At 69.6% G+C, this 21,481-nt stretch carries 22 protein-coding genes; 3 read left to right on the top strand and 19 right to left on the bottom strand.

Annotated elements, in window-relative coordinates; all coding sequences use genetic code 11:
* Nucleotides 1-62: 62 nt before the first annotated feature.
* The 4 genes from ACFZA2_RS08830 to ACFZA2_RS08815 form a co-directional block, all read right to left on the bottom strand.
* On the bottom strand, nt 63-842 hold the full coding sequence (locus ACFZA2_RS08830; protein ID WP_391403342.1) for a hypothetical protein: 780 nt from the start codon (nt 840-842) through the stop codon (nt 63-65).
* Between the two features lie 738 nt (nt 843-1,580).
* Nucleotides 1,581-2,243: a hypothetical protein gene (locus ACFZA2_RS08825; RefSeq protein WP_315993745.1), complete on the bottom strand. Its 663-nt coding sequence runs from the start codon at nt 2,241-2,243 to the stop codon at nt 1,581-1,583.
* A 100-nt stretch (nt 2,244-2,343) separates the two neighbouring features.
* Nucleotides 2,344-2,853: an amino-acid N-acetyltransferase gene (locus ACFZA2_RS08820; protein WP_391403339.1), complete on the bottom strand. Its 510-nt coding sequence runs from the start codon at nt 2,851-2,853 to the stop codon at nt 2,344-2,346.
* A gap of 70 nt (nt 2,854-2,923) precedes the next feature.
* A complete protein-coding gene (locus ACFZA2_RS08815; RefSeq protein ID WP_391403336.1) occupies nt 2,924-5,449 on the bottom strand; it encodes an ATP-dependent Clp protease ATP-binding subunit in 2,526 nt (841 codons plus the stop codon).
* A gap of 189 nt (nt 5,450-5,638) precedes the next feature.
* Between ACFZA2_RS08815 and ACFZA2_RS08810 the strand changes: the two genes are divergently transcribed.
* Both ACFZA2_RS08810 and ACFZA2_RS08805 read left to right on the top strand, forming a co-directional pair.
* Nucleotides 5,639-6,265 (top strand): hypothetical protein, encoded by a 627-nt coding sequence (locus ACFZA2_RS08810; protein ID WP_391403333.1) that lies wholly within the window; start codon nt 5,639-5,641, stop codon nt 6,263-6,265.
* A complete protein-coding gene (locus ACFZA2_RS08805) occupies nt 6,262-6,495 on the top strand; it encodes a helix-turn-helix domain-containing protein (RefSeq protein WP_315993749.1) in 234 nt (77 codons plus the stop codon). The genes ACFZA2_RS08810 and ACFZA2_RS08805 overlap by 4 nt, the downstream gene beginning before the upstream one ends.
* Nucleotides 6,496-6,512: 17 nt before the next feature.
* On the opposite strand, the gene ACFZA2_RS08800 is transcribed toward ACFZA2_RS08805, so the two are convergent.
* The 3 genes from ACFZA2_RS08800 to ACFZA2_RS08790 all read right to left on the bottom strand — a co-directional run bounded on the left by ACFZA2_RS08800 (nt 6,513) and on the right by ACFZA2_RS08790 (nt 9,081).
* Nucleotides 6,513-7,265 (bottom strand): hypothetical protein, encoded by a 753-nt coding sequence (locus ACFZA2_RS08800; protein ID WP_391403330.1) that lies wholly within the window; start codon nt 7,263-7,265, stop codon nt 6,513-6,515.
* Between the two features lie 87 nt (nt 7,266-7,352).
* Entirely contained in the window at nt 7,353-8,819 is a 1,467-nt protein-coding gene (cls, locus tag ACFZA2_RS08795) for a cardiolipin synthase (RefSeq protein WP_391403327.1), read from the bottom strand.
* Between the two features lie 64 nt (nt 8,820-8,883).
* Entirely contained in the window at nt 8,884-9,081 is a 198-nt protein-coding gene (locus ACFZA2_RS08790; protein WP_315993752.1) for a hypothetical protein, read from the bottom strand.
* A gap of 114 nt (nt 9,082-9,195) precedes the next feature.
* Here ACFZA2_RS08790 and ACFZA2_RS08785 point away from each other — a divergent pair, with 114 nt between their 5' ends.
* Entirely contained in the window at nt 9,196-10,350 is a 1,155-nt protein-coding gene (locus ACFZA2_RS08785; protein WP_391403322.1) for a DUF4192 family protein, read from the top strand.
* Here ACFZA2_RS08785 and lysS read toward each other — a convergent pair.
* The 12 genes from lysS to hpt form a co-directional block, all read right to left on the bottom strand.
* Nucleotides 10,301-11,821: a lysine--tRNA ligase gene (gene lysS, locus ACFZA2_RS08780; RefSeq protein ID WP_391403320.1), complete on the bottom strand. Its 1,521-nt coding sequence runs from the start codon at nt 11,819-11,821 to the stop codon at nt 10,301-10,303. The genes ACFZA2_RS08785 and lysS overlap by 50 nt on opposite strands.
* Before the next feature lie 156 nt (nt 11,822-11,977).
* Complete coding sequence (gene panC, locus ACFZA2_RS08775) at nt 11,978-12,832, bottom strand: pantoate--beta-alanine ligase (protein WP_391403317.1); 855 nt, start codon at nt 12,830-12,832, stop codon at nt 11,978-11,980.
* Nucleotides 12,829-13,551: a DUF2520 domain-containing protein gene (locus ACFZA2_RS08770; RefSeq protein WP_391403314.1), complete on the bottom strand. Its 723-nt coding sequence runs from the start codon at nt 13,549-13,551 to the stop codon at nt 12,829-12,831. Before ACFZA2_RS08770 ends, panC begins: the two co-directional genes overlap by 4 nt.
* Nucleotides 13,548-15,383 (bottom strand): PH domain-containing protein, encoded by a 1,836-nt coding sequence (locus tag ACFZA2_RS08765; protein WP_391403311.1) that lies wholly within the window; start codon nt 15,381-15,383, stop codon nt 13,548-13,550. The genes ACFZA2_RS08770 and ACFZA2_RS08765 overlap by 4 nt, the downstream gene beginning before the upstream one ends.
* Complete coding sequence (locus tag ACFZA2_RS08760) at nt 15,380-15,934, bottom strand: PH domain-containing protein (RefSeq protein WP_391403421.1); 555 nt, start codon at nt 15,932-15,934, stop codon at nt 15,380-15,382. The genes ACFZA2_RS08765 and ACFZA2_RS08760 overlap by 4 nt, the downstream gene beginning before the upstream one ends.
* Before the next feature lie 64 nt (nt 15,935-15,998).
* The gene (locus ACFZA2_RS08755) at nt 15,999-16,484 is read right to left on the bottom strand and encodes a DUF3180 domain-containing protein (protein WP_315993758.1); all 486 of its coding nucleotides are present in this window, start codon (nt 16,482-16,484) and stop codon (nt 15,999-16,001) included.
* The gene (gene folK / locus ACFZA2_RS08750) at nt 16,481-17,008 is read right to left on the bottom strand and encodes a 2-amino-4-hydroxy-6-hydroxymethyldihydropteridine diphosphokinase (protein ID WP_391403308.1); all 528 of its coding nucleotides are present in this window, start codon (nt 17,006-17,008) and stop codon (nt 16,481-16,483) included. Before folK ends, ACFZA2_RS08755 begins: the two co-directional genes overlap by 4 nt.
* Nucleotides 17,005-17,373 (bottom strand): dihydroneopterin aldolase, encoded by a 369-nt coding sequence (gene folB, locus ACFZA2_RS08745; RefSeq protein WP_391403305.1) that lies wholly within the window; start codon nt 17,371-17,373, stop codon nt 17,005-17,007. The genes folK and folB overlap by 4 nt, the downstream gene beginning before the upstream one ends.
* A complete protein-coding gene (gene folP / locus ACFZA2_RS08740) occupies nt 17,373-18,164 on the bottom strand; it encodes a dihydropteroate synthase (RefSeq protein ID WP_391403302.1) in 792 nt (263 codons plus the stop codon). Before folP ends, folB begins: the two co-directional genes overlap by 1 nt.
* Nucleotides 18,161-18,748: a GTP cyclohydrolase I gene (gene folE, locus ACFZA2_RS08735; protein ID WP_366374381.1), complete on the bottom strand. Its 588-nt coding sequence runs from the start codon at nt 18,746-18,748 to the stop codon at nt 18,161-18,163. The genes folP and folE overlap by 4 nt, the downstream gene beginning before the upstream one ends.
* Nucleotides 18,749-18,754: 6 nt before the next feature.
* On the bottom strand, nt 18,755-20,758 hold the full coding sequence (gene ftsH / locus ACFZA2_RS08730) for an ATP-dependent zinc metalloprotease FtsH (protein WP_391403298.1): 2,004 nt from the start codon (nt 20,756-20,758) through the stop codon (nt 18,755-18,757).
* Between the two features lie 123 nt (nt 20,759-20,881).
* Nucleotides 20,882-21,433: a hypoxanthine phosphoribosyltransferase gene (gene hpt, locus ACFZA2_RS08725; RefSeq protein ID WP_315993764.1), complete on the bottom strand. Its 552-nt coding sequence runs from the start codon at nt 21,431-21,433 to the stop codon at nt 20,882-20,884.
* Between the last annotated feature and the right edge of the window lie 48 nt (nt 21,434-21,481).

The following is a 21,481-nucleotide window of genomic DNA, read 5'->3' as shown; positions in this document are numbered from 1 at the left end:
AACGACCATAGAAATATAGGTCCTACCCCCCTCATGAGAAGACAGCTGGCCTCGATAGAGGATTAGCCGCACTGCAACCGGTAAGAACCTGTCGAGTCTCGTCCGACGCCGGTCTGCCCCCTCGAGTTCGTACCCCACCCGGTTGTGATCACCTCGAAGTATCTGTCCGTCAAGTTCGCGCAGACGTATTGAACACTCAACTGCTGCATGTTCCCCGTGCCGTAACTGTTGAAAGTCCCAGCCACCTTGACCCAATTCACCCCGCTCCAGCGATACACATCACTGTGCACACCCGTCTTGACCACCCCCGGCGTGCACTCGAGGAGTCTCGGCTTAGATCCGACGGTGCCGTACTTGTAGCCGTATCCTGAAGTTCTCTTCCACATGTTGCCGGGGTCGAGCCGGCAGCGATCCCCGCCAAGCGCGGCATAGACCGCTGGCTTGACGGAGACGCTCATCGCGCTAGGCAGATAGGCGGCCGCTGTCGCGGTCGCACCAGCACGAGAAGCCTCGGCAGCCGGCACTCCAGCGGCCTCACCCTCAGGCATATCGAGGCCCATGCCTGCATCCGGGATCGCCGCATTCAGCTCGCCAACCGGCTGATCGATGTCCAGCACACCGTCTGATGCGGTGATCTCCTTCATCTCCGCCGTCGTGATCGTCTCCGGAAGGTCGGGCACCTGGATACCGCTATCCGATGTGTCAAGGAGCGGTTCCTCAAGGGGAGCTGCTGACGACGACACAGTGACCGTCGGCTCCTCCGAGAACGCCGCAGTCGGCAGCATCAGGACTGCAAAGGTCGCCAAGGCGACCCCCATGGCTGACGTCAATCTCACGCTCATCGATGTCTCCTAATCCTCCGTACGAATTTCACCGAGCAGATTAGGAGGAAACGCTCATGTCTGGGATGGTCGGCTGGCGGGTGAGGAGCTCCCCCTTGACCTGGTGAAGGTGAAGGTAAAGGTGTCGATGGCTTCACCCCGGGGCATCGGCGAGCGCCCACACCGCGTCATGGGGGCCGCAAACGTCCACTCGAACGCGACGAAGCTTGCAGAAGAGTGCACTTGATTCGAGTCCGTCATGGACATCGGGTCCTCTTCGAATGATCGAAGGTGCCGAGACTCCAGGCTCGCGGTTACCCCACGCAGCGCCACTGGTTTCGGCGCCGCATCTGGCGCCCCTGAACGCTCCTCAGCTTTGGATGGCCGTCATTCACCCTGGTGATGCGTCGTGCCGCGAACAGATCGCGACGCGCACGCTGGACGCTTGCTGTTGACGGAGTGCCCTGGTCCTGGCTGCTCGCTCGTCTAGGAGACGGGTTTGAACCCGACTCGCCAACGTGGAGCGAGACCACCGCCGATCTGCTGCTCAGCTGTCATGCGCTCGGCGGAGAGATTGGGGCAACGTCAGGGCCTGATGCAGCAGAGGCCAAGCGGACCGGTCGCAGTGCGCGAGCGATGACACTGACTGACAACGCTCGTGGTGGTGACGAGCGCCCGGTTCCGATGTCGGCTTATGCGTCTACGCGGGGAGGCGCAGCCGGGTTTCTCCTCATGGTCATCTTTCTGGATATCCCGGCGTCACTGCAGGACGAACGACGCGGTCCCCGCGGACGGGATGCCGCCGATCGACACGCTCAGGTGATACGTCGCCCCTCCGCCCGGGGCGTACGGGCGCTCGCTCTCGCATGACCCGACGGACGACCGCGTGCGGTCCCACGTGAGCGGGGCGGAACTGGTGACGACCTGGCCGGCGGCCAGGGTCACCTCCATGTCGCTCGGCTCGGTCTGGCAATCGGTCGAACGCCACCAGACGTCGGATCCGCTCGTGACGGTGAACGACTGCGCGCTGGTGCCGACGTTCATCGTGCACGGATTCGCCGAGGTGTTGGTGAGCCGGATCGACAGCTGCGGGTTCTCTCCCTGGCCGTACTCGCCCTTGTCGGAGAGCGCCTCGACGGTGATGTCGGCCGCGCTGCACTCGACGGGCCCCGAGGGCGCGCTGGCGGTCGGCGTCGGAGAGGTCGACGGTGCCGCCGCGGGGGCGGACGACGAGGGGGCGACGGCGGGGGTGCTCTCGGCGGGCGCGGGGGCGTCGAGCGCTGTCGGGGCGGAGCGCCACGGCGGAGCCGCGACGAGCCACACGACGAGGCCGATCACGACGAGGGCCAAGAGGCCCGCCGCGAGACGACGACGACGGTAGACCGCCGGGGACTGCCTCCGCCTACGGGGGGCATCGGTCATGGTTCCAGGGTAGGCGCCACGGCCGTGGCCGCATTCCACGGCGCGCACGCAACGGCGCGCTCACAGGCTCTTCCGGGCCTGTCCGCGAACGCGGGAACGATCAGAGGTGCTTGAGCATCCGGGTGTTGCCGAGCGTGTTGGGCTTCACGTGCGCGAGGTCGAGGAACTCCGCGACGCCCTCGTCAGGGCTCCGCACGAGCTGCGAATAGACGTCGGGGTCCACGACCTGCTCGCCGATCGGCGCGAATCCGCGCCGCGTGAAGAAGTCGACCTCGAAGGTCAGGCAGAACAACCGGGCGACGCCCAGCTCCCGCGCGCGCTGCTCGAGGTCCTCGACGATCGCCCGCCCCACGCCGTGGTGCAGCCAGTCGTCGTGCACGATGAGCGTGCGGATCTCGGCGAGATCGTCCCACATCACGTGCAGCGCACCGCAGCCGATGACGACACCGTCGGCCTCGGCGACGACGAACTGCTGCACCGAGCCGTAGAGGACCACGAGGTCCTTGCCCAGCAGGATGCGCTTCTGCACGAAGGGCTCGAGCAGCTCGTGGACACGTCGGACGTCGGCCGTTCCGGCGGGGCGGACGACGAACGGCGCGGGAGAGGTCATCGAACCAGCGTACGCCGCATCGCAGAAGGGACCTGGATGCCGTGGCATCCAGGTCCCTGTCTGTTACGCGTCAGCTGCCCGCGAGCGTGTCGGGGGTCGCGGCGATCTCGCCGGCCGTCCCGACGCCGATCGCGACCTTCTCTCCGCGCTGGGCGGTGTCGAAGGTGAACTGGCCGTTCTCGACGCCGACCTTCACGTGGTCGCCCGACTCGAGCTCGCCGTGCAGGATCTTCTCGCTGAGACGGTCCTCGACCTCGCGCTGCATGGCGCGGCGCAGCGGACGCGCACCGAGCGTGGGGTCGAACCCGATCTCGATGAGCTTGTCCTTCGCGTCGTCCGACAGCTCCACCGTCATGTCGCGGTCGAGCAGACGGTCGGCGAGGCGCTTCACGAACAGGCCGACGATCTGACGAAGCTCGTCCTTGTTCAGCTGCGGGAAGACGATCACGTCGTCGACGCGGTTGAGGAACTCGGGCTTGAAGTGGCGCTTGAGCTCTTCGTCGACCTTGCCCTTCATGCGCTCGTACGAGGTCTGGGCGCTGCCCTCGACCTGGAAGCCCACGGGACCACCGGCGATCGCCGACGAACCGAGGTTCGTCGTCATGATGATCACGGTGTTCTTGAAGTCGATGACGCGACCCTGACCGTCGGTCAGGCGACCCTCTTCGAGGATCTGCAGCAGCGAGTTGAAGATGTCGGGGTGGGCCTTCTCGATCTCGTCGAAGAGCACGACCGAGAACGGCTTGCGGCGCACCTTCTCGGTGAGCTGGCCGCCCTCTTCGAAGCCGACGAACCCGGGAGGGGCACCGAACAGGCGCGAGACGGTGTGCTTCTCGCCGAACTCCGACATGTCGAGGGAGATCAGCGCGCCCTCGTCGTCGAACAGGAACTCGGCGAGAGCCTTGGCGAGCTCGGTCTTTCCGACTCCGGTGGGGCCGGCGAAGATGAACGAACCCGAGGGGCGCTTGGGGTCCTTGAGGCCCGCGCGCTGACGACGGATCGTGCGCGAGAGGGCAGCGATCGCCTCTTCCTGGCCGATGACCCGCTGGTGCAGGGCCTTCTCCATGAACATGAGGCGGCTGGACTCCTCCTCGGTGAGCTTGAACACCGGGATGCCGGTCGCCTGGGCGAGCACCTCGGCGATCAGGCCCTCGTCGACCACCGCGTGGGAGGCGACGTCGCCCGAGCGCCACTGCTTCTCGAGGCGCAGACGCTCAGCGAGGAGAGACTTCTCCTCGTCACGCAGCGACGCGGCCTTCTCGAAGTCCTGCTCCTCGGAGGCCTGCTCCTTCTGCTCGCGGACCTTGGCGATCTTCTCGTCGAACTCGCGCAGCTCCGGCGGCGACGACAGGATCGACAGCCGCAGGCGGGCGCCGGCCTCGTCGATCAGGTCGATGGCCTTGTCGGGCAGGAAGCGGTCGCTGATGTAGCGGTCGGCGAGATTGGCCGCCGCGACGATCGCGCCGTCGGTGATCTGCACCTTGTGGTGCGCCTCGTAGCGGTCGCGCAGACCCTTCAGGATGTTGATCGCGTGGGGCAGGCTCGGCTCGGCCACCTGGATCGGCTGGAAGCGGCGCTCGAGAGCGGCATCCTTCTCGAAGTGCTTGCGGTACTCGTCGAGCGTGGTGGCACCGATGGTCTGGAGCTCACCACGGGCGAGGAGGGGCTTGAGGATGGATGCCGCGTCGATCGCGCCCTCGGCGGCTCCCGCACCCACGAGGGTGTGGATCTCATCGATGAAGACGATGATGTCGCCGCGCGTGCGGATCTCCTTGGTGACCTTCTTCAGGCGCTCTTCGAAGTCACCGCGGTAGCGGGAGCCGGCGATGAGCGAACCGAGGTCGAGCGAGTAGACCTGCTTGTCCTTCAGCGTCTCGGGGACGTCGCCCTTGACGATCGCCTGGGCGAGGCCCTCGACGACGGCGGTCTTTCCGACACCGGGCTCGCCGATGAGGACGGGGTTGTTCTTCGACCGGCGCGACAGGATCTGCATCACGCGCTCGATCTCCTTCTCGCGCCCGATGACGGGGTCGAGCTTGTTGTCGCGCGCGGCCTGGGTGAGGTTGCGTCCGAACTGGTCGAGGACGGCCGAGCCGCCCTGCGCGCCCGAGGACTGCTGCTCGCCGGCACCGGTCGCCACTCCCGCGGGCTCCTTGCCCTGGTAGCCCGAGAGCAGCTGGATGACCTGCTGGCGCACCTTGTTGAGGTCGGCGCCGAGCTTGACGAGCACCTGCGCTGCGACGCCCTCGCCCTCGCGGATGAGGCCGAGCAGGATGTGCTCGGTGCCGATGTAGTTGTGGCCGAGCTGCAGCGCCTCGCGCAGCGACAGCTCGAGCACCTTCTTCGCCCGCGGCGTGAAGGGGATGTGGCCGGTCGGCTGCTGCTGACCCTGGCCGATGATGTCCTGCACCTGCTCGCGCACGGCGTCGAGCGAGATGCCGAGCGACTCGAGCGCCTTGGCAGCGACACCCTCGCCCTCGTGGATCAGCCCGAGCAGGATGTGCTCGGTGCCGATGTAGTTGTGGTTGAGCATCTTCGCCTCTTCTTGGGCGAGGACGACCACACGACGGGCACGGTCGGTGAATCTCTCGAACATCTCAGTCCCTCCAGAAATGGGCTGACAGGCACGCCTCCGCGCGCCGTACATCGAGAGTAACCAGCGCCCGGATGCCAGAGACGCGTGTTCGCCGTGGGCATACCGCCGCAACACCGGGCATTGCAAAACCCATCGATCATCGATACCCTATCGACGATCGATAACAACGAATTTCGTTAAGGAGCGACCATGGCATCCCCCCGATCCACCTCGCGCACCCTCTCCCGCGGCGACACCGGCAGCTTCCTGCTCTTCATCGTCGCCGGCGTCGCCATCGCCGTCTGGGCGGTGATCCGCTCCGCGGGAACGATCGTCGCGGCGGCCGGCAACCGTGACGTGCGCGTCCCCGTCGACTTCCTCGACACCATCGCCCAGGCACCGATCGGCCCCGACGGAGCGTCGGTGCCCGTCGAGCTGACCGGCGCGGTCGTCACGGCCCCCTCGCTCCCCCTCGCCTCGCTCTGGGCGCTGTTCCTGGCGGAGGGGACCTTCGCCGCTGCCGTCGTGACGGTGGTGACTCTGCTCCTGATCCTGTGCATCGGCATCCTCCGCGGAGAGATCTTCAGCCGCCGGCACACCCGACTGGTGGTCGCGGTCGGCATCGTCTCGCTCATCGCGGCCTTCGCTGTGCCGTTCTTCCAGAACATGGTCGCGAACGGTGCCCTCGCCTGGCTGTCGGATCGCACCTACGACCGCGGACTGACCCAGCAGATCGATCTCCCGATCCTCATCGTGATCGGCTTCGTCGCGGGACTCTCCAGCACCGTCTTCGCGGTCGGCGACCGCCTGCGTCGCGACACCGAGGGGCTCGTATGAGCCCGGCGGTCGCCGACGAGGGGCCCACCGGCATCCACTGCCGTCTCGATGAGCTGCTGGAAGCCCGCGGGATGACGCTGACCCGCCTCAGCGAGCTCGTGGGCGTTTCGGTCGTCAACCTCTCGGTGCTGAAGAACGATCGGGCGCGGGCGATCCGCTACTCGACGCTGTCGGCCATCTGCCGCGTGCTCGAGTGCGAGGTGGGCGACCTGCTGGTCGTCGCCCCGTGAGGCCCCTCAGGCAGCGCTCAGCGCGAGCCGAGCACCGGGATGGGGTCCGTCGCGTCGACGCCGTCGCCCGACAGAACCACTGACGCCGCTCCGGCGGGCGCCCCGTCTCCGACGTCGGCAAGGGTGACGCGGGGGGCGAGATCCATCGTGCACACCTGATCGGCGGGCGGGGCGGCGAACTGCACCGCGATCTCCGTGCCGGTCGTGGTGACCGACTCCACCGTGGGCGGGCAGCCCGAACTGCCGTAGGTCACGAGGGCGATCGTGCGGGCGTCGACCCACCCGGCGCTCGGCGCGAACTGCCCCGCGTCGGACGGGGCGGTGGTCAGCGCCGCGAGGGTCGTTCGGCCTTCGGCCGCGCCCTGCACGGTCACCTCGAGCGGTCGAGTCGGATCGACGCCCGCGGGCACGCCCACCAGCGTGGCCCGCGGAGCCATATCCCTCGTGCAGTCCGTACGCGCCGACTCCTCGAGGGTGACGGTGAGGGTGTCTGCGGACGCGCTCGGCTCTCCGCTGACCACGGGCACGCACGTCGAGCTCCCGCGGGTGACGACGGCGATCGCGCGACCCGCGTCGAGCCAGGCGGCGCCGAGTTCCGCGGGCGACGCCGACGCCCCGGAATCCGGACGGGACGTCGCGGTCGAAGGGGCCGCCTCCGGCGACGACGACGCGCCGGTGGCGCAGCCGGTGAGAGCGCCGGCGGCCAGCAGGCCGGCGCCGAGAGCGGCGACGAGAGTCAGACGGTGACGGGACAGGCGATCACGGGACATGCGAACCTCCGGGGCGAGTTCCGCCCCATGATGGCGGAGATTCCTGGATGCCGGCGGCGAGAACCGCCACGCGTCACCGCCGTGGGATCACTGCAGCGCGGAGGTGAGCCGCGCCAGGTTGTCGAGGATCGTTGAGCGGAGGGGCTGACGCTTCCACTCCTCGATGGTGAGCTGGCGACTGAGGCTGCGGTATGTGTGCTCGACGGCGCGCATGTCGCGGACGAACTCCTCGCCCCGCACCAGCATCGACACCTCGAGGTTCAGACCGAAGGAACGCATGTCCATGTTGCTCGAGCCGATGACCGCGACCTCGTCGTCGATCGTGACGCTCTTGCTGTGCAGGATGAACGGCTTGCGGTACATCCAGATGACCACTCCCGCGCGCAGCAGCGCCTCGTAGTAGCTGCGCTGGGCGTGGTAGACCATCGCCTGGTCGCCCTCTTCGGAGACGAAGAGTTCGACGTGGACGCCGCGCTGACATGCCGTCGTGATCGCGAGCAGGAGGGCCTCGTCGGGAACGAAGTAGGGGCTGACGATGATGATGCGCTCGCGCGCGGCGAACAGCAGCCCGAGGAAGAGCTTGAGGTTGTTCTGGAAATCGAAGCCGGGCCCCGAGGGCACGATCTGGCAGTCGAGGTCTCCGGGGCCCGAGCTGACCGAGAAGAGGTCGATCTCGTCGGTCAGCGTCTCGTCGGTCTCGCTGTACCAGTCCGAGAGGAAGACGGCGTTGACGCTGGCCACGACCGGCCCCTCGACGCGCACCATGAGGTCGACCCAGTGCAGGCCGCGACGGATGTTCTTGCGCAGGTTGTACGACGAATCGGTGACGTTCTGCGAGCCCATGTAGGCGACGTCGCCGTCGATGACGAGGAGCTTGCGGTGGTTGCGCAGGTCGGGCCGCTGGTAGCGCCCGCGCAGCGGCTGCACCGGCAGCATGAGGTGCCAGTGCGCGCCCATCGCGTCTAGGCGCCGGAGGGTCTGCTTGTAGAAGGGTTTGCCACGATTCGCCCAGTGGTCGAGCAGCACGCGGACGACGACACCGCGCTCGGCCGCCTCCTCGAGAGCCCGGAAGAAGTTGTCGGTCGAGTCGTCGGTCTGCAGGATGTAGAACTCGACGTGCACGTACCGCGTGGCGCGGCGGATGGCCTCGGCCATGGCATCCAGGCTCTGCTGGTAATCGGCGATGAGGGTGGCGGCGTTGTCGCCGGCGATCGGCATCGCCCCGAGGTTGCGGTTCAGGCGAACCAGGGCGCGGAACCAGTCGGGGGCGTTGGGGCGCAGGGTGCCGAACTCCAGCGATGCGCTGGTGTCGTGGATGTATTCGTTGATCGCGGTCTGCTTGCGGCGGCGCTTGCGGGGCAGGCGCGGGTTGCCGATGAGCAGGAAGAGGAAGACCCCGAGGAAGGGGATGAAGTAGATCGCCAGGAGCCACGCCATCGCGGCGGTGGGCCGGCGGTTGCGCGGCACGATGATGATCGCGGCGATGCGCACCACGAGATCGACGACGAACAGCGTGATGACGAGCCAGCTCGCGTCGAACGTCGCGTTGATCACGTGTCCTCCTGGGCGGGTTGTCCACCCAGCGTAGCGACGGGCCCCGACACCCGTCGCGCGTCCGTCAGTTCGCGGAGCCGTCGCCGGGGGACGCGACCGGCGGAAGTCCGCGCTTCGCGCGTTCCTCGGCCTCGATGCGCGAATAGACCTTGCGCTCGGTGCGGTCCATGCGGATCACGTTGCGGAGGATGAAGAAGAACACGACCGAGACGACGATCGTGGGCAGGATCGCCCACAGCATCGCGACCCAGGTGTCATCCATACGATCCAGGATACCCGCGCACCACTCCTCCCCACGCGCCGGGGGCGCCGGGTCATCCACGATCGAGCTTTCCGAAGACCCGCCGGGATGTGGCTTCCCGGCACCCTCGTGCTCATGACCCCCACCGTCGTCCGAACCGCCTCGTCCGCCTCGTTCCTCGCCCTCGTGCCGCACTTGTTGGAGTGCACCCCGCGGCACAGCCTCGTCGTCATCCCGTTCGCGGACGGTCGGTCGCTCGGGGCCATGCGCGTCGATCTCCCCCGCGGCGGGCCCGCCGAAGCCGAGAGCATCGCGTCGACCGTCATCGGCATGGCCTGCAAGGTCGCCTCCACCGACGCCATCGTCCCCGTCGTGTACACCGACGAGGCGGTGACCGGCGACTCCGGGCTCCCGGAACGCGCGCTGATCGACGAGGTCGTCTCGCGCGCGGGCATCTGCGGTCTGCGAGTGCTCGACGCCCTCGTCGTCGGTCCCGACGCCTGGGCCTGCTATCTCGACCCCGCGGGTGCGCCTCCGGGCCTGCTGTCCGAGATCTCCGACGCAGCGGCTCGGGTGCCCGACGGTCTCCCCCGCACCGATCAGTTCTCCGCCGCAGCGCTGCCCGCGGTCGACGCCGAGGCCGTGAAATCGGTGGCACGACTGCTCGGCGACGTCGACGACGCCCTCGGTCGGCCGAGGGACCGCCGTCGCCTGCCGCTCGCGCGCCGCGCGCAGGCCGACGAGGTCGTGTCGCTGCTGACCGATCCGCCCGCCCTGTTCGAAAGGGCGGTCACCGCGACGGGGGGCATGCGGTGGCCGGTGACCGCAGCCCTGGCGTTCTGCCTCGAGCGACCCTCGCTGCGCGACGTCGCCCTCATGCAGTGGGCCGCCGATGCCGCCACCGGCGATGCGGTGCTGCGCGCGCAGACCGCGTTCAGCGCGGGCACGCCCTTCCCGGAAGACCTCGCGCGCCCGATGTGGGGAGAGGGCGAGCGGCCCGATCCGGAGCGCCTGCGCACCGCCTTGGAGGTCTCTCGTCGAGTCGCCGCAATCGTTCCGCTCGATCGTCGACCCGGGCCCCTGTCGGCCTGCTCGTGGCTGGCGTGGGCCCAGGGGCGCTCGTCGCACGCGGCGACCTACGCCGAAGAGGCGCTCCGCATCGACTCGCAGCATGGTCTGAGCACCATCATGCTGAGCCTGCTCGACGCGGGCCGCCTCCCGGAATGGGTCTTCGAGAGGCCTACTTCACCAGCGGGAAGAGGATCGTCTCGCGGATCCCGAGCCCGGTGATGGCCATCAGCAGACGGTCGATGCCCATGCCCATTCCACCCGTGGGCGGCATGCCGTGCTCGAGGGCCCGGAGGAACTCCTCGTCGATCGGCATCGCCTCGGCGTCACCGCGCGCGGCGAGCTTCGCCTGCTCGACGAAACGCTGGCGCTGGATCACCGGATCGACCAGCTCGGAATACCCGGTGGCGAGCTCGAACCCGCGCACGTACAGGTCCCACTTCTCCACGACGCCCGCGATGGACCGGTGCTCGCGGACGAGAGGGCTCGTGTCGACGGGGAAGTCCATCACGAAGGTGGGGCGCGTCAGGCCGCCCTTCACGAAGTGCTCCCACAGCTCCTCGACCCACTTGCCGTGCGTCTCGTGCGGCGGCGCGTCGACACCGGACTTCTCGCCGAGAGCGCGCAGTTCGTCGAGCGACGTCTCGGGCGTGACCTGGTGACCGGATGCCGCCGACAGCGAGTCGTACATCGAGATGCGATCCCACTCGCCGCCGAGGTCGTACTCGGTGCCGTCGGCCCACGTGACGGTGGTCGAACCGGCGACCGCGATCGCGGCATCCTGGATGAGGGTCTGGGTGAGATCGGCGATGCCGTTGTAGTCGGAATAGGCCTGGTAGGCCTCGAGCATCGCGAACTCGGGGCTGTGCGTGGAGTCGGACCCCTCGTTGCGGAAGTTGCGGTTGATCTCGTACACGCGGTCGATGCCGCCGACGACGGCGCGCTTGAGGTAGAGCTCCGGCGCGATGCGCAAGAAGAGTTCGGTGTCGAAGGCGTTCGAGTGCGTCGTGAACGGTCGCGCCGATGCACCACCGTGCTGCACCTGCAGCATCGGGGTCTCGACCTCGACGAAGTCCCGCTCGGTGAAGGTGCGGCGCAGGCTCGCATTGACCTTCGCGCGGGCGAGCACGGTCTCGCGAGCGCGGTCGCGCACGATCAGGTCGAGGAAGCGGCTGCGCACGCGGCTCTCCTCGCTGAGCTCGGTGTGCAGGTTGGGCAGCGGCAGCACGGCCTTGGCCGCGATGCGCCACTCGGCGACCATGATCGACAGTTCGCCGCGGCGGCTCGAGATGACTTCGCCCGAGACGAACACGTGATCGCCGAGATCGACGAGCTCCTTCCACGCCTGCAGCGACTCCTCGCCGACCGCGCCCTGCGAGACCATCGCCTGGATGCGGCTGCCGTCCCCGGCCTGCAGCGAGGCGAAGCAAAGCTTCCCGGTGTTGCGGCTGAACACCACGCGGCCCGCGACGCCGACGGTCTCGCCGGTCTCTGCGCCGGCTTCGAGCTCTCCGAAGCGGGCGCGCACCGCGGTGATGGTGGTGGTGACCGGCACCGACACCGGGTAGGCGCCGCCCGCGGCGTCGTCGCGCTCGGCGAGCAGTCGCTCGCGCTTGGCCAGGCGCACCGCCTTCTGCTCGAAGACCTCGTCTTCGGTGGGTTCGGCGGCGTCGTTCGCGGGCGCGTCGGTCATCGTGGAAGCTCCTCGGGGTCTTCCCCAGTGTAATCGCCCGGCCCAGGCCCCTCGGGGCACCGCGACCCCCGGCCATCACCGGTCGGAGGCCGTCGACCTCGGCGAGCCCACGCCCGCACGGCGCTCCCGCGCCGGTGGCGTCGGGCCTGCGGGACGTCAGCGCAGCGAGATCTCCGCGTTGTCGATGAATCGATGACCCCCGACGGTCGCGGCGATGAGCGCGAACGCGCGGCCGCGGTGGCCCTCATCGACCGGCAGGAAGGTCGCCGGGTCGACGACGCTCAAGTACTCCAGGGAGATGCGCTGTTCGCCCATGAGCGCCGACTGGGCCGCCGCGATGCACGCATCGACGCCCATGTCGGCGTTCGAGGCCGCGGCCTCCAGAGCACGCGGGAGCTTGGCGACCGCACGACGATCCGCCTCGTCCAACAGGGCGATCCGGCTCGACACCGGCAGGCCGTCGTCGGTGCGCACCGTGGGGACCGTGTCGATCTCGACGCGGAAGTTCAGGTCGCGCACCATCCGCCGCACGAGGAAGACGCGCTGCAGGTCGCGCTCCCCGTAGACGGCGACATCGGGAGCGATCAGGTGGAAGAGCTTCGCCTCGACGGTCAGCACTCCGTCGAAGTAGAAGGGGCGCACCCGCCCTTCGTAACGGAGTCCGATGTCACCCGCCGACACCCGCGTGGTGGCCGTGCCGGCCGGCAGCAGTTCCGCCGCGCTCGGAGCGAACACCACGTCGACCGCGAGGTCGTCGAGCACGCGCGCATCGGCCTCGGGAGAGCGGGGGTAGGCCGCGGTGTCGTCCGCCGTGCGGAACCGCAGCGGGTTGACGAAGGTCGAGACCACGACCACGTCGGCCTGCTCCCGAGCGCGCGTGATGAGGTCGACGTGGCCCTCGTGCAGGGATCCGAGCGTCGACACGAGGGCGATACGCGGTCCCTGTGCGGCGCGGTCGGTCCCTCGGATCTCGTCGAGTCGGGCGCGCAGATCCTCGAGGGTGGCGATCATCCGTCGATCGTAGCGTCGCCGTCGAGGCGGCCCGCGCCACTGCCCTCGACGAGCGCCTGGTCGACGCTCGAGCGCACCAGGGCCGACAGGTACCCGCCGGGATTGTCGACCCCGACGCGGCTCAGCAGCTCCGACGATTGGCGCACGATCGAGCGGGAGAACTCCGTCGCCGTCGCGATCGCCTCCGCGTACGTCAGCCGATCCGCCTCCGCCACGACCACGGGTTCGCACCCGAGCTCGACGGCGAGCGCCTGGGCGATCGGCAGCACGGGCGCCGGCGCCGTCACCGCGGCGTACGCCTGGGCGAGCTGGCGGAGGTCGATCGACGACGCGCCGGTGAAGACGATCGCGGGGTGGATGGCGAGAGGGATGGCCCCCCGCTGCGCGGCGGGGTCGAGCACCCGCGCACCGTGTGCGGCGTCGGTGTGCAGCACGAGCTGTCCGGGCTGCCAGGCACCGAGCTCGGCGAGTCCCGCGACCAGTCCGGGCAGCTGGTCGTGGGGCACCGCGATCACCACGAGTTCGCTGCGACGCACGACCTCGTCGGCCGTGAGCTGCGGCACCCCGGGGAGGATCGCCTCGACGCGATCGTCATCCGACCCCGAGGTGATCCCCGTCAGGAGGTGTCCCGCGCCCGCGAGAGCCGCCGCGATGACCGGTCCGACACGTCCGGCACCGATCACGCCGACGCCGAGGCGTCCGTCGCGACCGGCGCTCATCCGGCCCACCGGTGCGTGCGGTCACCCGCGGCCGCCGCCACGCCGGCGCGCGCGGTGGCTTCGAACACGCGCAGCGCGTCGTCTCGGTCGATCGCGCCGAGATGGGTCTGCACCGTGCCCGTGATGACGTGGCCCGTGAGGGTCGCGGTGCGGGCCGCACGGGTCAGCGGACCCTGGCGCACACCGATCGACTGCAGCCGGGCGAGCGGCAGCACGGTCAGCGAGCGCCACACCCAGCCCCGGCGCAGCAGCAGCGCGTCGGCGGTGAGAAGGACGCCGTTGCGGCGCCACGACAGGGGCCGCAGCCACCGCGCGCGGCGCGGAGTCGTCACGTAGGGGTCGTCATCCACCGGACCCAGGATGCCGTCACGGAACACGAGTGTCCATTCCTCGCTCGACAAGCCGGGCGCGAGGATCCGCAGCACCCGCTCGACGTCGGCGCGCGTGCCGATGGGCAGCACCGCCGCGACCTGATCGGCGCCGGAGTCGGTGGAGGAGCGTCCTGACAGCCGGTTCACGGTCACCGCCCACCAGCCGAAGGGACGCCACATGAGCGGTTGACGGACCTCGATCGCGTGCACGCGGCCCGGCGGAATCACCTCGCTCACCGTGGTGAAGAGTCCGAACGTCACCCGCACTCCGTCCGGGGTCGGCGCGATCGAGTACCGCAGCCCGCGCGCGATCGAGCGCACGTAGTACGCACCGAACGCGAGGAACATCGGCACGACCGTGAAGAGCAGCCACAGCGTCGACACGGAGGCCGCGACGGCGATGCCGATCACGAAGGCGATCAGCACGAGGGTGGAGCCACTGAGCACACGCGAGGCGACGAGTCGACCCACGGGGATGCGGACGATGCTCTCCGGCTCGGTATCGGAGAAGTCCTCCCCGTCGACGATGCCCTGCAGACCGTCCGCGACGGTGTCGGCGGCCGCCGTCACGAGGGAGCGCTTCGCGCCCGGCCCGGCACCCGCCTCGGCGAGACGCCGACCCGACGCCAGCCGCAGGATGTCGCCGCGGATCGCCTCGGCATCCTTGCCCGAGAGGTACTCGAGCTTGACGTTGGCGTCCAGGCCCGCCCCCACGACCTCGAGCTTCGCCAGCCCGAGAAGGCGCGCGACCATCGGACGGGTCAGGTTCACGCCCTGCACGCGATCCAGCGGGGCTCGGCGATGGGTGCGGAAGAGCACACCCGAGCGCACCTCGACGTCGTCGTCGCCGATGCGCAGGGTGTGGAAGCGCCACGACAATCGGAAAAGACCCAGCAGCACCAGGAGGACCACCAGCGCCGCTCCCGCCGCGATGAGGATGAGGTTGTTCGCCAGCAGGAAGTCGACCGGGTCGGGCGGAACGGCCCCGGGCGGCAGGTCGGTGAAGACGGGGAAGAACAGCTCCAGCAGCCGCTCGCGGAGATTCGCGACGATGAGGCCCACGATGACGAGCAGGGACAGGCCGCCGCGCAGCAATGGCGTCAGCGGGTGCAGTCGGTGCCATTCGCCGTCGCTGTACGGCGAGCGCACGACCGCCCGCGCCCCCGCCCGCCCGCCCGCGCCCGGCGCGTCGACATCGCCGTCGCCGGACGGCTCTCCCGCACCCGGCGCGAGACCGCCCCCGTCGCCGACCGGCGCGCCCGCAACCGGCCCGAGGTCGCGCCCCTCGCCGGACGCCACGCCCGCCCGCGGCACGAGACCATCCCCGTCGCCCGACAACGCGCCTGCGGTATCGACGGGAGCCCCCGCGGGGGGCCACGGCGCGTCGCTCGACCGTGGCGGCGTCACCCCCGCGCCGGTCTCGACCGCCTCGCCGCGGTTGCGATCGTCGGTGTCGCTCACAGTCCGGTCCGTCGCGTCTCCGCCACGGCGACGAGCGTGTCGCGCAGCTGCTCCGCCGCCTCCTGCGTGAGCCCCGGGATCGTCACCCCCGTCGAGGCCGCGGCCGTGACGAGCTTGAGCTGCGCGATACCGAATCCGCGGTCGAGCGGGCCGTGCGTGATGTCGACGAGCTGCATCCGCCCGTACGGCACCGCGACGACGCGCTGCCACAGGATGCCGCGGCGGAAGACGAGATCGTCCTGACGCAGCTGGTAGCCGAAGGAGCGCGCCTGCCGCGGCGTGATGAGCAGCCCGATCGCCGTCACGACGAGAACGATGCCGGCGGGGATCCAGGGCCAGGGCACTCCGGTGAAGGCTTGGATGCCGACGGCCACCGCCAGCACGAGGAGGAACACCGCTCCCTGCGAGATGAGCTGCACCCACACGTACGCGCGCGCCAGTTGGTGCCACGTGCCGTCGCCGAGCGGTAGTCGGCCGGCCGCGCGCGGCTCCAGGACGCGCGAGAACGTCCGCGCATCGAGCGCCTTGACACCTGCCCCATCGGCACGCAGCGCATCGGCACCTGCCCCATCGGCGCGCACCGCGGAGGCGCCTGACGCGTCGGCGCCCACCGCCTCAGATGCCGACGGGTCCGGCAGGGGTGTTCCCGGGGGTGTCGTCATCATCGTCCTTCCGGAGGGTGCACAGCTGCTCGGCCACGAGCCCCGCGACGACGAGGACGACCGCGCACACGACCGTCGCGATGATCGATCCCATCGAGCCTAGCGAGGGGGTCGCGGGCCGGCTCAGCAGGAACGCGAGGAGTCCGACGCCGAACCCGAACGCCGCAGCCCCCACCAGCGACGACGCCTTCGCGAGCATCGCGACACGCAGGGCGCGGAAAGGATCGATGCGCCGCTCGCTGCGCCCGCGCGTCGCGCGGAACACCGGTACCGCCAGGATGACGATGACCGCACCGACCAGCGCGAGGATCGTGGGCAGGCTCGCCGCGGGGGTGAACGTCGCGCGCCCCATCGCGGTGAGCATCGTGTCGAGGACGAAGCCGACCACGCCCCCGATGATGGCGGCGATGAGCAGGATGCCGGCACCCGTGCGTTTCATCGCGCCCCTCCCCGCAAGTCGGCGAGCAGGGCGTCGACCCGGCCGCGCCCGGGGATCACGGCATCCGGGTCGACGTCGAGCCACGGCACCAGCACGAACTCGCGCTCGTGCGCGCGCGGGTGCGGCACCATGAGGTCGTCCCGGTCGATGATCTCGTCGCCGTAGGCGATGAGATCGAGGTCGAGCGTGCGGTCGCCCCAGCGTTCCCGGCGCACGCGCCCGTGTCGCGCCTCGATGCGGTGCAGGGCGGCGAGCAGCTCCGTCGGAGCGAGTCGGGTACGCAGCGTCGCGACCGCGTTGAGATAGCGGGGGGCGTCGTCGTCCTCGCCGTCCAGGGTCACGGCGGTCGTCTCGATCGGGGTCGACACCGTGACGTCCGTGGTGAGGGGCAGCGCCCGCACCTCCGTCACGGCTGCGGCGAGCGTCTCGGCCCGCTCCCCGAGGTTGGCGCCCAGGGCGATCACCGCGGCGACGGGGGACGTGCGCGGTGCCTCTCCGATGCCGTGGGCCAGTCGCACGCTCACGAGCGCCCGCGCGTGATCGTAACCGACACGTCGGCGAAGGGGACGGGGATGGGCGCCGCGGGCTTGTGCACGGTGATCGTCACGGATTCGACCCGCTCGTCGCGAAGCACCTCGTCGGCGATGCGCGTGGCGAGCTTCTCGAGGAGGTCGACCGGCTCGCCCGACACGATCTCGGCGATCCGCTCGGCGAGTTCGCCGTAGTGCACCGTGTCGGCGACGTCGTCGGTCTCGGCCGCGCGGGCCAGGGGCAGGACCACCGTCGCGTCGACGATGAACTCCTGCCCGTCGCGCTTCTCGTCGGGATAGACCCCGTGGTTTCCGAAGGCGCGGACACCCGTCAGGGTGATGTGGTCGACGGCATCCATCAGCACTCCCAAGCGCGGGCGACGGCGAGCGCGTCGCGGGTGGTCGGCACGTCGTGAACGCGCACGGCCCAGGCGCCGGCCTGGGCGGCGAGGGCGCTCGTGACGGCCGTGGCCAGGTCGCGGCGCGCGAAGTCGGCGTCGTCGCCGAGCGCGTCGGCGAGGAACCTCTTGCGGCTCGTGCCGACGAGTACGCGTCGGCCGCGGGCGACGAGCGCGGGCAGCGCACCCAGCGTCCGCCAGTTCTGCTCGCCGCGCTTGCCGAACCCGATACCGGGGTCGACGACGATGCGCGACGACGGGATTCCGGCTGCCTCCGCGGCCGCGACGCGCTCGTCGAGCTCGGCGGCCACCTCCGCGGCGACGTCGACGTACTCCGCTCGCGCGTACATCTCGCTCGACGGCCCGCGCCAGTGGCCGATCGCCATCTCCGCACCGCTCCGGGCCACGGCGTCGAGCATCTCGGGGTCGGCGAGACCTCCTGAGACGTCGTTGACTAGACGAGCCCCGGCCGCGACGGCGGCTGCGGCGGTCGAGGCGTTCATGGTGTCGATACTGACGTACGCCCCCTCGGATGCCAGGGCGGCGACGACGGGCAGGACGCGCTGTTGCTCGACCCGGGGCGAGACCCGTTCGGCGCCGGGTCGTGTGGACTCGCCGCCGATGTCGAGCAGGTGGGCTCCCTCGGCGCGAAGACGGCGCGCGTGCGCGATCGCCACGTCGGGATCGAGGTACCTCCCGCCGTCGCTGAAGGAGTCGGGGGTGACGTTGACGATCGCCATCACGAGGGTCACGCGCGTGCTCCGATCAGGGCGACGAGTTCGGCACGGGCGACCGGCTCAGCGTACGCACCGCGCGCGGCGATCGTCACGGTCGAGGCGTCGAGCTGTCGTCCGCCGCGCATGGTCACGCACTCGTGGGTGGCATCCAGGACGACGAGCACACCCCGCGCATCGAGGGCGGATGCGATGGCGTCGGCGATCTGCTCCCCGAGACGCTCCTGCACCTGCGGACGGGCGGCCAGGATGTCGATGACCTTCGGCAGCGCCCCGAGCCCCACGACCTCCTCGCCCGGCAGGTACGCCACGTGGGCGCGGCCGCGGAAGGGCAGCAGGTGGTGCTCGCACATCGAGCGGAAAGCGATGTCGCGCAGCATCACCGCTCCCGAGGGGAGCGTGTCGGGCGCGGGCCCGCGTGACACCGAGATCGTGTGCTGCAGCGGGGCGCCGGCATCCTGGTTCACGCCCGAGAAGAACTCGGCCCAGCTGTCGGCGACGCGGGTCGGGGTCTGCCGCAGGCCGGGGCGATCGGGATCTTCCCCGATCGCCTCCAGCAGCTCACGGACGAGGGCTGCGACCCGCTCTCGATCGACGGCCACGGCGCCTCAGGCGGTCGCCGGGCGCGTCTGTCCGCTCGGACGGCGCTGCGCCTGGGCCTGCGTCTGCGCCTCCGCCTCGGCGGACGCGGCGATGCCGGCCGGAGCCTGGCGACGCGGGACGTCGACCGGCGGCTGGTTCGACACGGGACGATCGCCCGACGACAGCCACTGCGGGCGAGGGGTGAGGCGCTTGACGTCTTTGAATATCTCGGCGAGCTCGATGTGGTCGAGCGTCTCCTTCTCGAGCAGCGCCAGGGCCAGGCGGTCGAGCACCTCGCGGTTGTCGTTGATGACCTGGTACGCCTCGTTGTGCGCCTGCTCGATGAGCGCGCGCACCTGGGCGTCGACACGCTCGGCGATGCGCTCCGAGAAGTCGCGGCCGTGTCCCATGTCGCGGCCCATGAACACCTCGCCCGACGACGAGCCGAGCTTCACGGGGCCCACCTCGTTGGTCATGCCGTACTCGGTGACCATCTTGCGGGCGATGCTCGTGGCCTTCTCGATGTCGTTCGAGGCGCCGGTGGTGGGGTCGTGGAAGACGATCTCCTCCGCGACGCGGCCGCCCATGGCGTACGTCAGCTGGTCCTGCAGCTCGTTGCGGGTGACGGAGTACTTGTCGTCGAGCGGCAGCACCATCGTGTAGCCCAGCGCCTTGCCGCGCGGGAGGATGGTGACCTTCGTCACGGGGTCAGTGTGGTTCATCGCCGCCGCGGCGAGGGCGTGACCGCCCTCGTGGTACGCCGTGATGAGCTTCTCCTTGTCCTTCATCACGCGCGTGCGACGCTGCGGTCCGGCGATCACGCGGTCGATGGCCTCGTCGAGGGCGCGGTTGTCGATGAGCTGCGCGTTCGAGCGCGCGGTCAGCAGGGCCGCCTCGTTCAGCACGTTCGCGAGGTCGGCACCGGTGAACCCGGGCGTCTTGCGCGCGACGACTTCGAGGTCGACCGAGTCCGACAGCGGCTTTCCGCGGCCGTGCACCTCGAGGATGCGCTGGCGGCCCTTGAGGTCGGGGGCGTCGACGCCGATCTGACGGTCGAAGCGGCCCGGACGCAGGAGGGCGGGGTCGAGGATGTCGGGGCGGTTGGTCGCGGCGATCACGATGACGTTGACCTTGGGGTCGAAGCCGTCCATCTCGACGAGCATCTGGTTCAGCGTCTGCTCGCGCTCGTCGTGACCGCCGCCCATGCCGGCACCGCGGTGGCGGCCGACGGCGTCGATCTCGTCGATGAAGATGATCGCCGGCGAGCTCTCCTTGGCCTGATTGAACAGGTCGCGGACGCGGCTGGCGCCGACACCGACGAACATCTCGACGAAGTCCGAGCCGGAGATCGAGTAGAACGGCACGCCGGCCTCGCCGGCCACGGCGCGGGCGAGCAGGGTCTTGCCGGTTCCGGGAGGGCCGTACAGCAGCACGCCCTTGGGGATGCGCGCACCGACCTCCTCGAACTTCTTGGGGTCCTTCAGGAATTCCTTGATCTCGTCGAGCTCTTCGATCGCCTCGTCGGAGCCCGCGACGTCCTGGAAGGTGACGGTGGGCGTCTCCTTGGTCACGAGCTTGGCGCGCGACTTGCCGAACTGCATGACCTTGCTGCCGCCGCCCTGAGCGCTGGACAGCAGCCACCAGAAGAGCAGGCCGAGGAGGATCAGCGGGAGCAGCAGGCCGATCAGGCCGTCGAACCAGCTGGGCTTGGGCACGACGTCGTTGAAGCCGTCGGCGGGCGCCGCAGCGTCGATCGCGCTGGCGACCTCGTCCGCGCGGGCCTGGCTGAAATAGAACTGCACGTCGTTCGCGCCCTCGAAGGGCTGCGACAACGTCAGATCGACGCGCTGATCGGGGTCGTTGGTGACGACCTGGGTGACGGTGCCGCCCTTGAGCAGGTCCAGACCCTCCTTGGTGGACACCTGGCGGGCCCCGCTGAGGTTGGAGATGAGGGAGAAACCGACGACCAGAAGCAGACCGACCAGCAGAACGTAGACGATCGGGTTGCGCGTGATCTTCTTGAAATTCATGGTGGGCGAGCCCAGCCCTTTCGTGATCCTCCGCAGAAACGCGGTCGCATCAGGCTAACGCCCGTGGACTATGCCGGGCCTGTGCGTTCGTCGAGGGCGTACGGAGACTCCGCTCCGAACGCCTCAGGAATACACGTGCGGCGCGAGCACCGCGACGTCGCGCAGGTTGCGGTACTTCTCCGCGTAGTCGAGCCCGTACCCGATCACGAAGTCGTTGGGAATGTCGAAGCCGACGTACCGGCAGTCGACCTCGACCTTCATCGCATCGGGCTTGCGCAGCAGCGCGAGCACCTCGACCGACTCCGCCCCGCGCGAGGCGAAGTTCTCGAGCAGCCAGCTCAGGGTGAGACCGGAGTCGATGATGTCCTCGACGATCAGGACGTGCTTGCCCGTGATGTCGGTGTCGAGGTCCTTCCGGATCTGCACGACGCCGCTCGAGCGGGTGGAGGCCCCGTACGACGACACGGCCATCCAGTCCATCGACACGTGCATGGGCAGGTGACGGGCGAAGTCGGCCATGACCATGACCGCACCCTTGAGCACGCCCACGAGCACGACGTCGCGACCCTCGTAGTCGGCGACGACCTGCGTCGCCAGTTCGGCGAGCTTGTCGTGGATCTGCTCCTCGGTGAGGAGCACTTCACTGATGTCGTCGGAGATGTCGGCCGCGCGCATTGGGAAAGTCTACGTCGTCCGATTCCGGATGCCGCCCGGCCCCGACGG

It is taken from the genome of Microbacterium sp. NPDC007973 (assembly GCF_042958465.1).
GTDB lineage: Bacteria > Actinomycetota > Actinomycetes > Actinomycetales > Microbacteriaceae > Microbacterium > Microbacterium galbum.
This window is presented reverse-complemented; position numbering and strand designations above follow the sequence as displayed.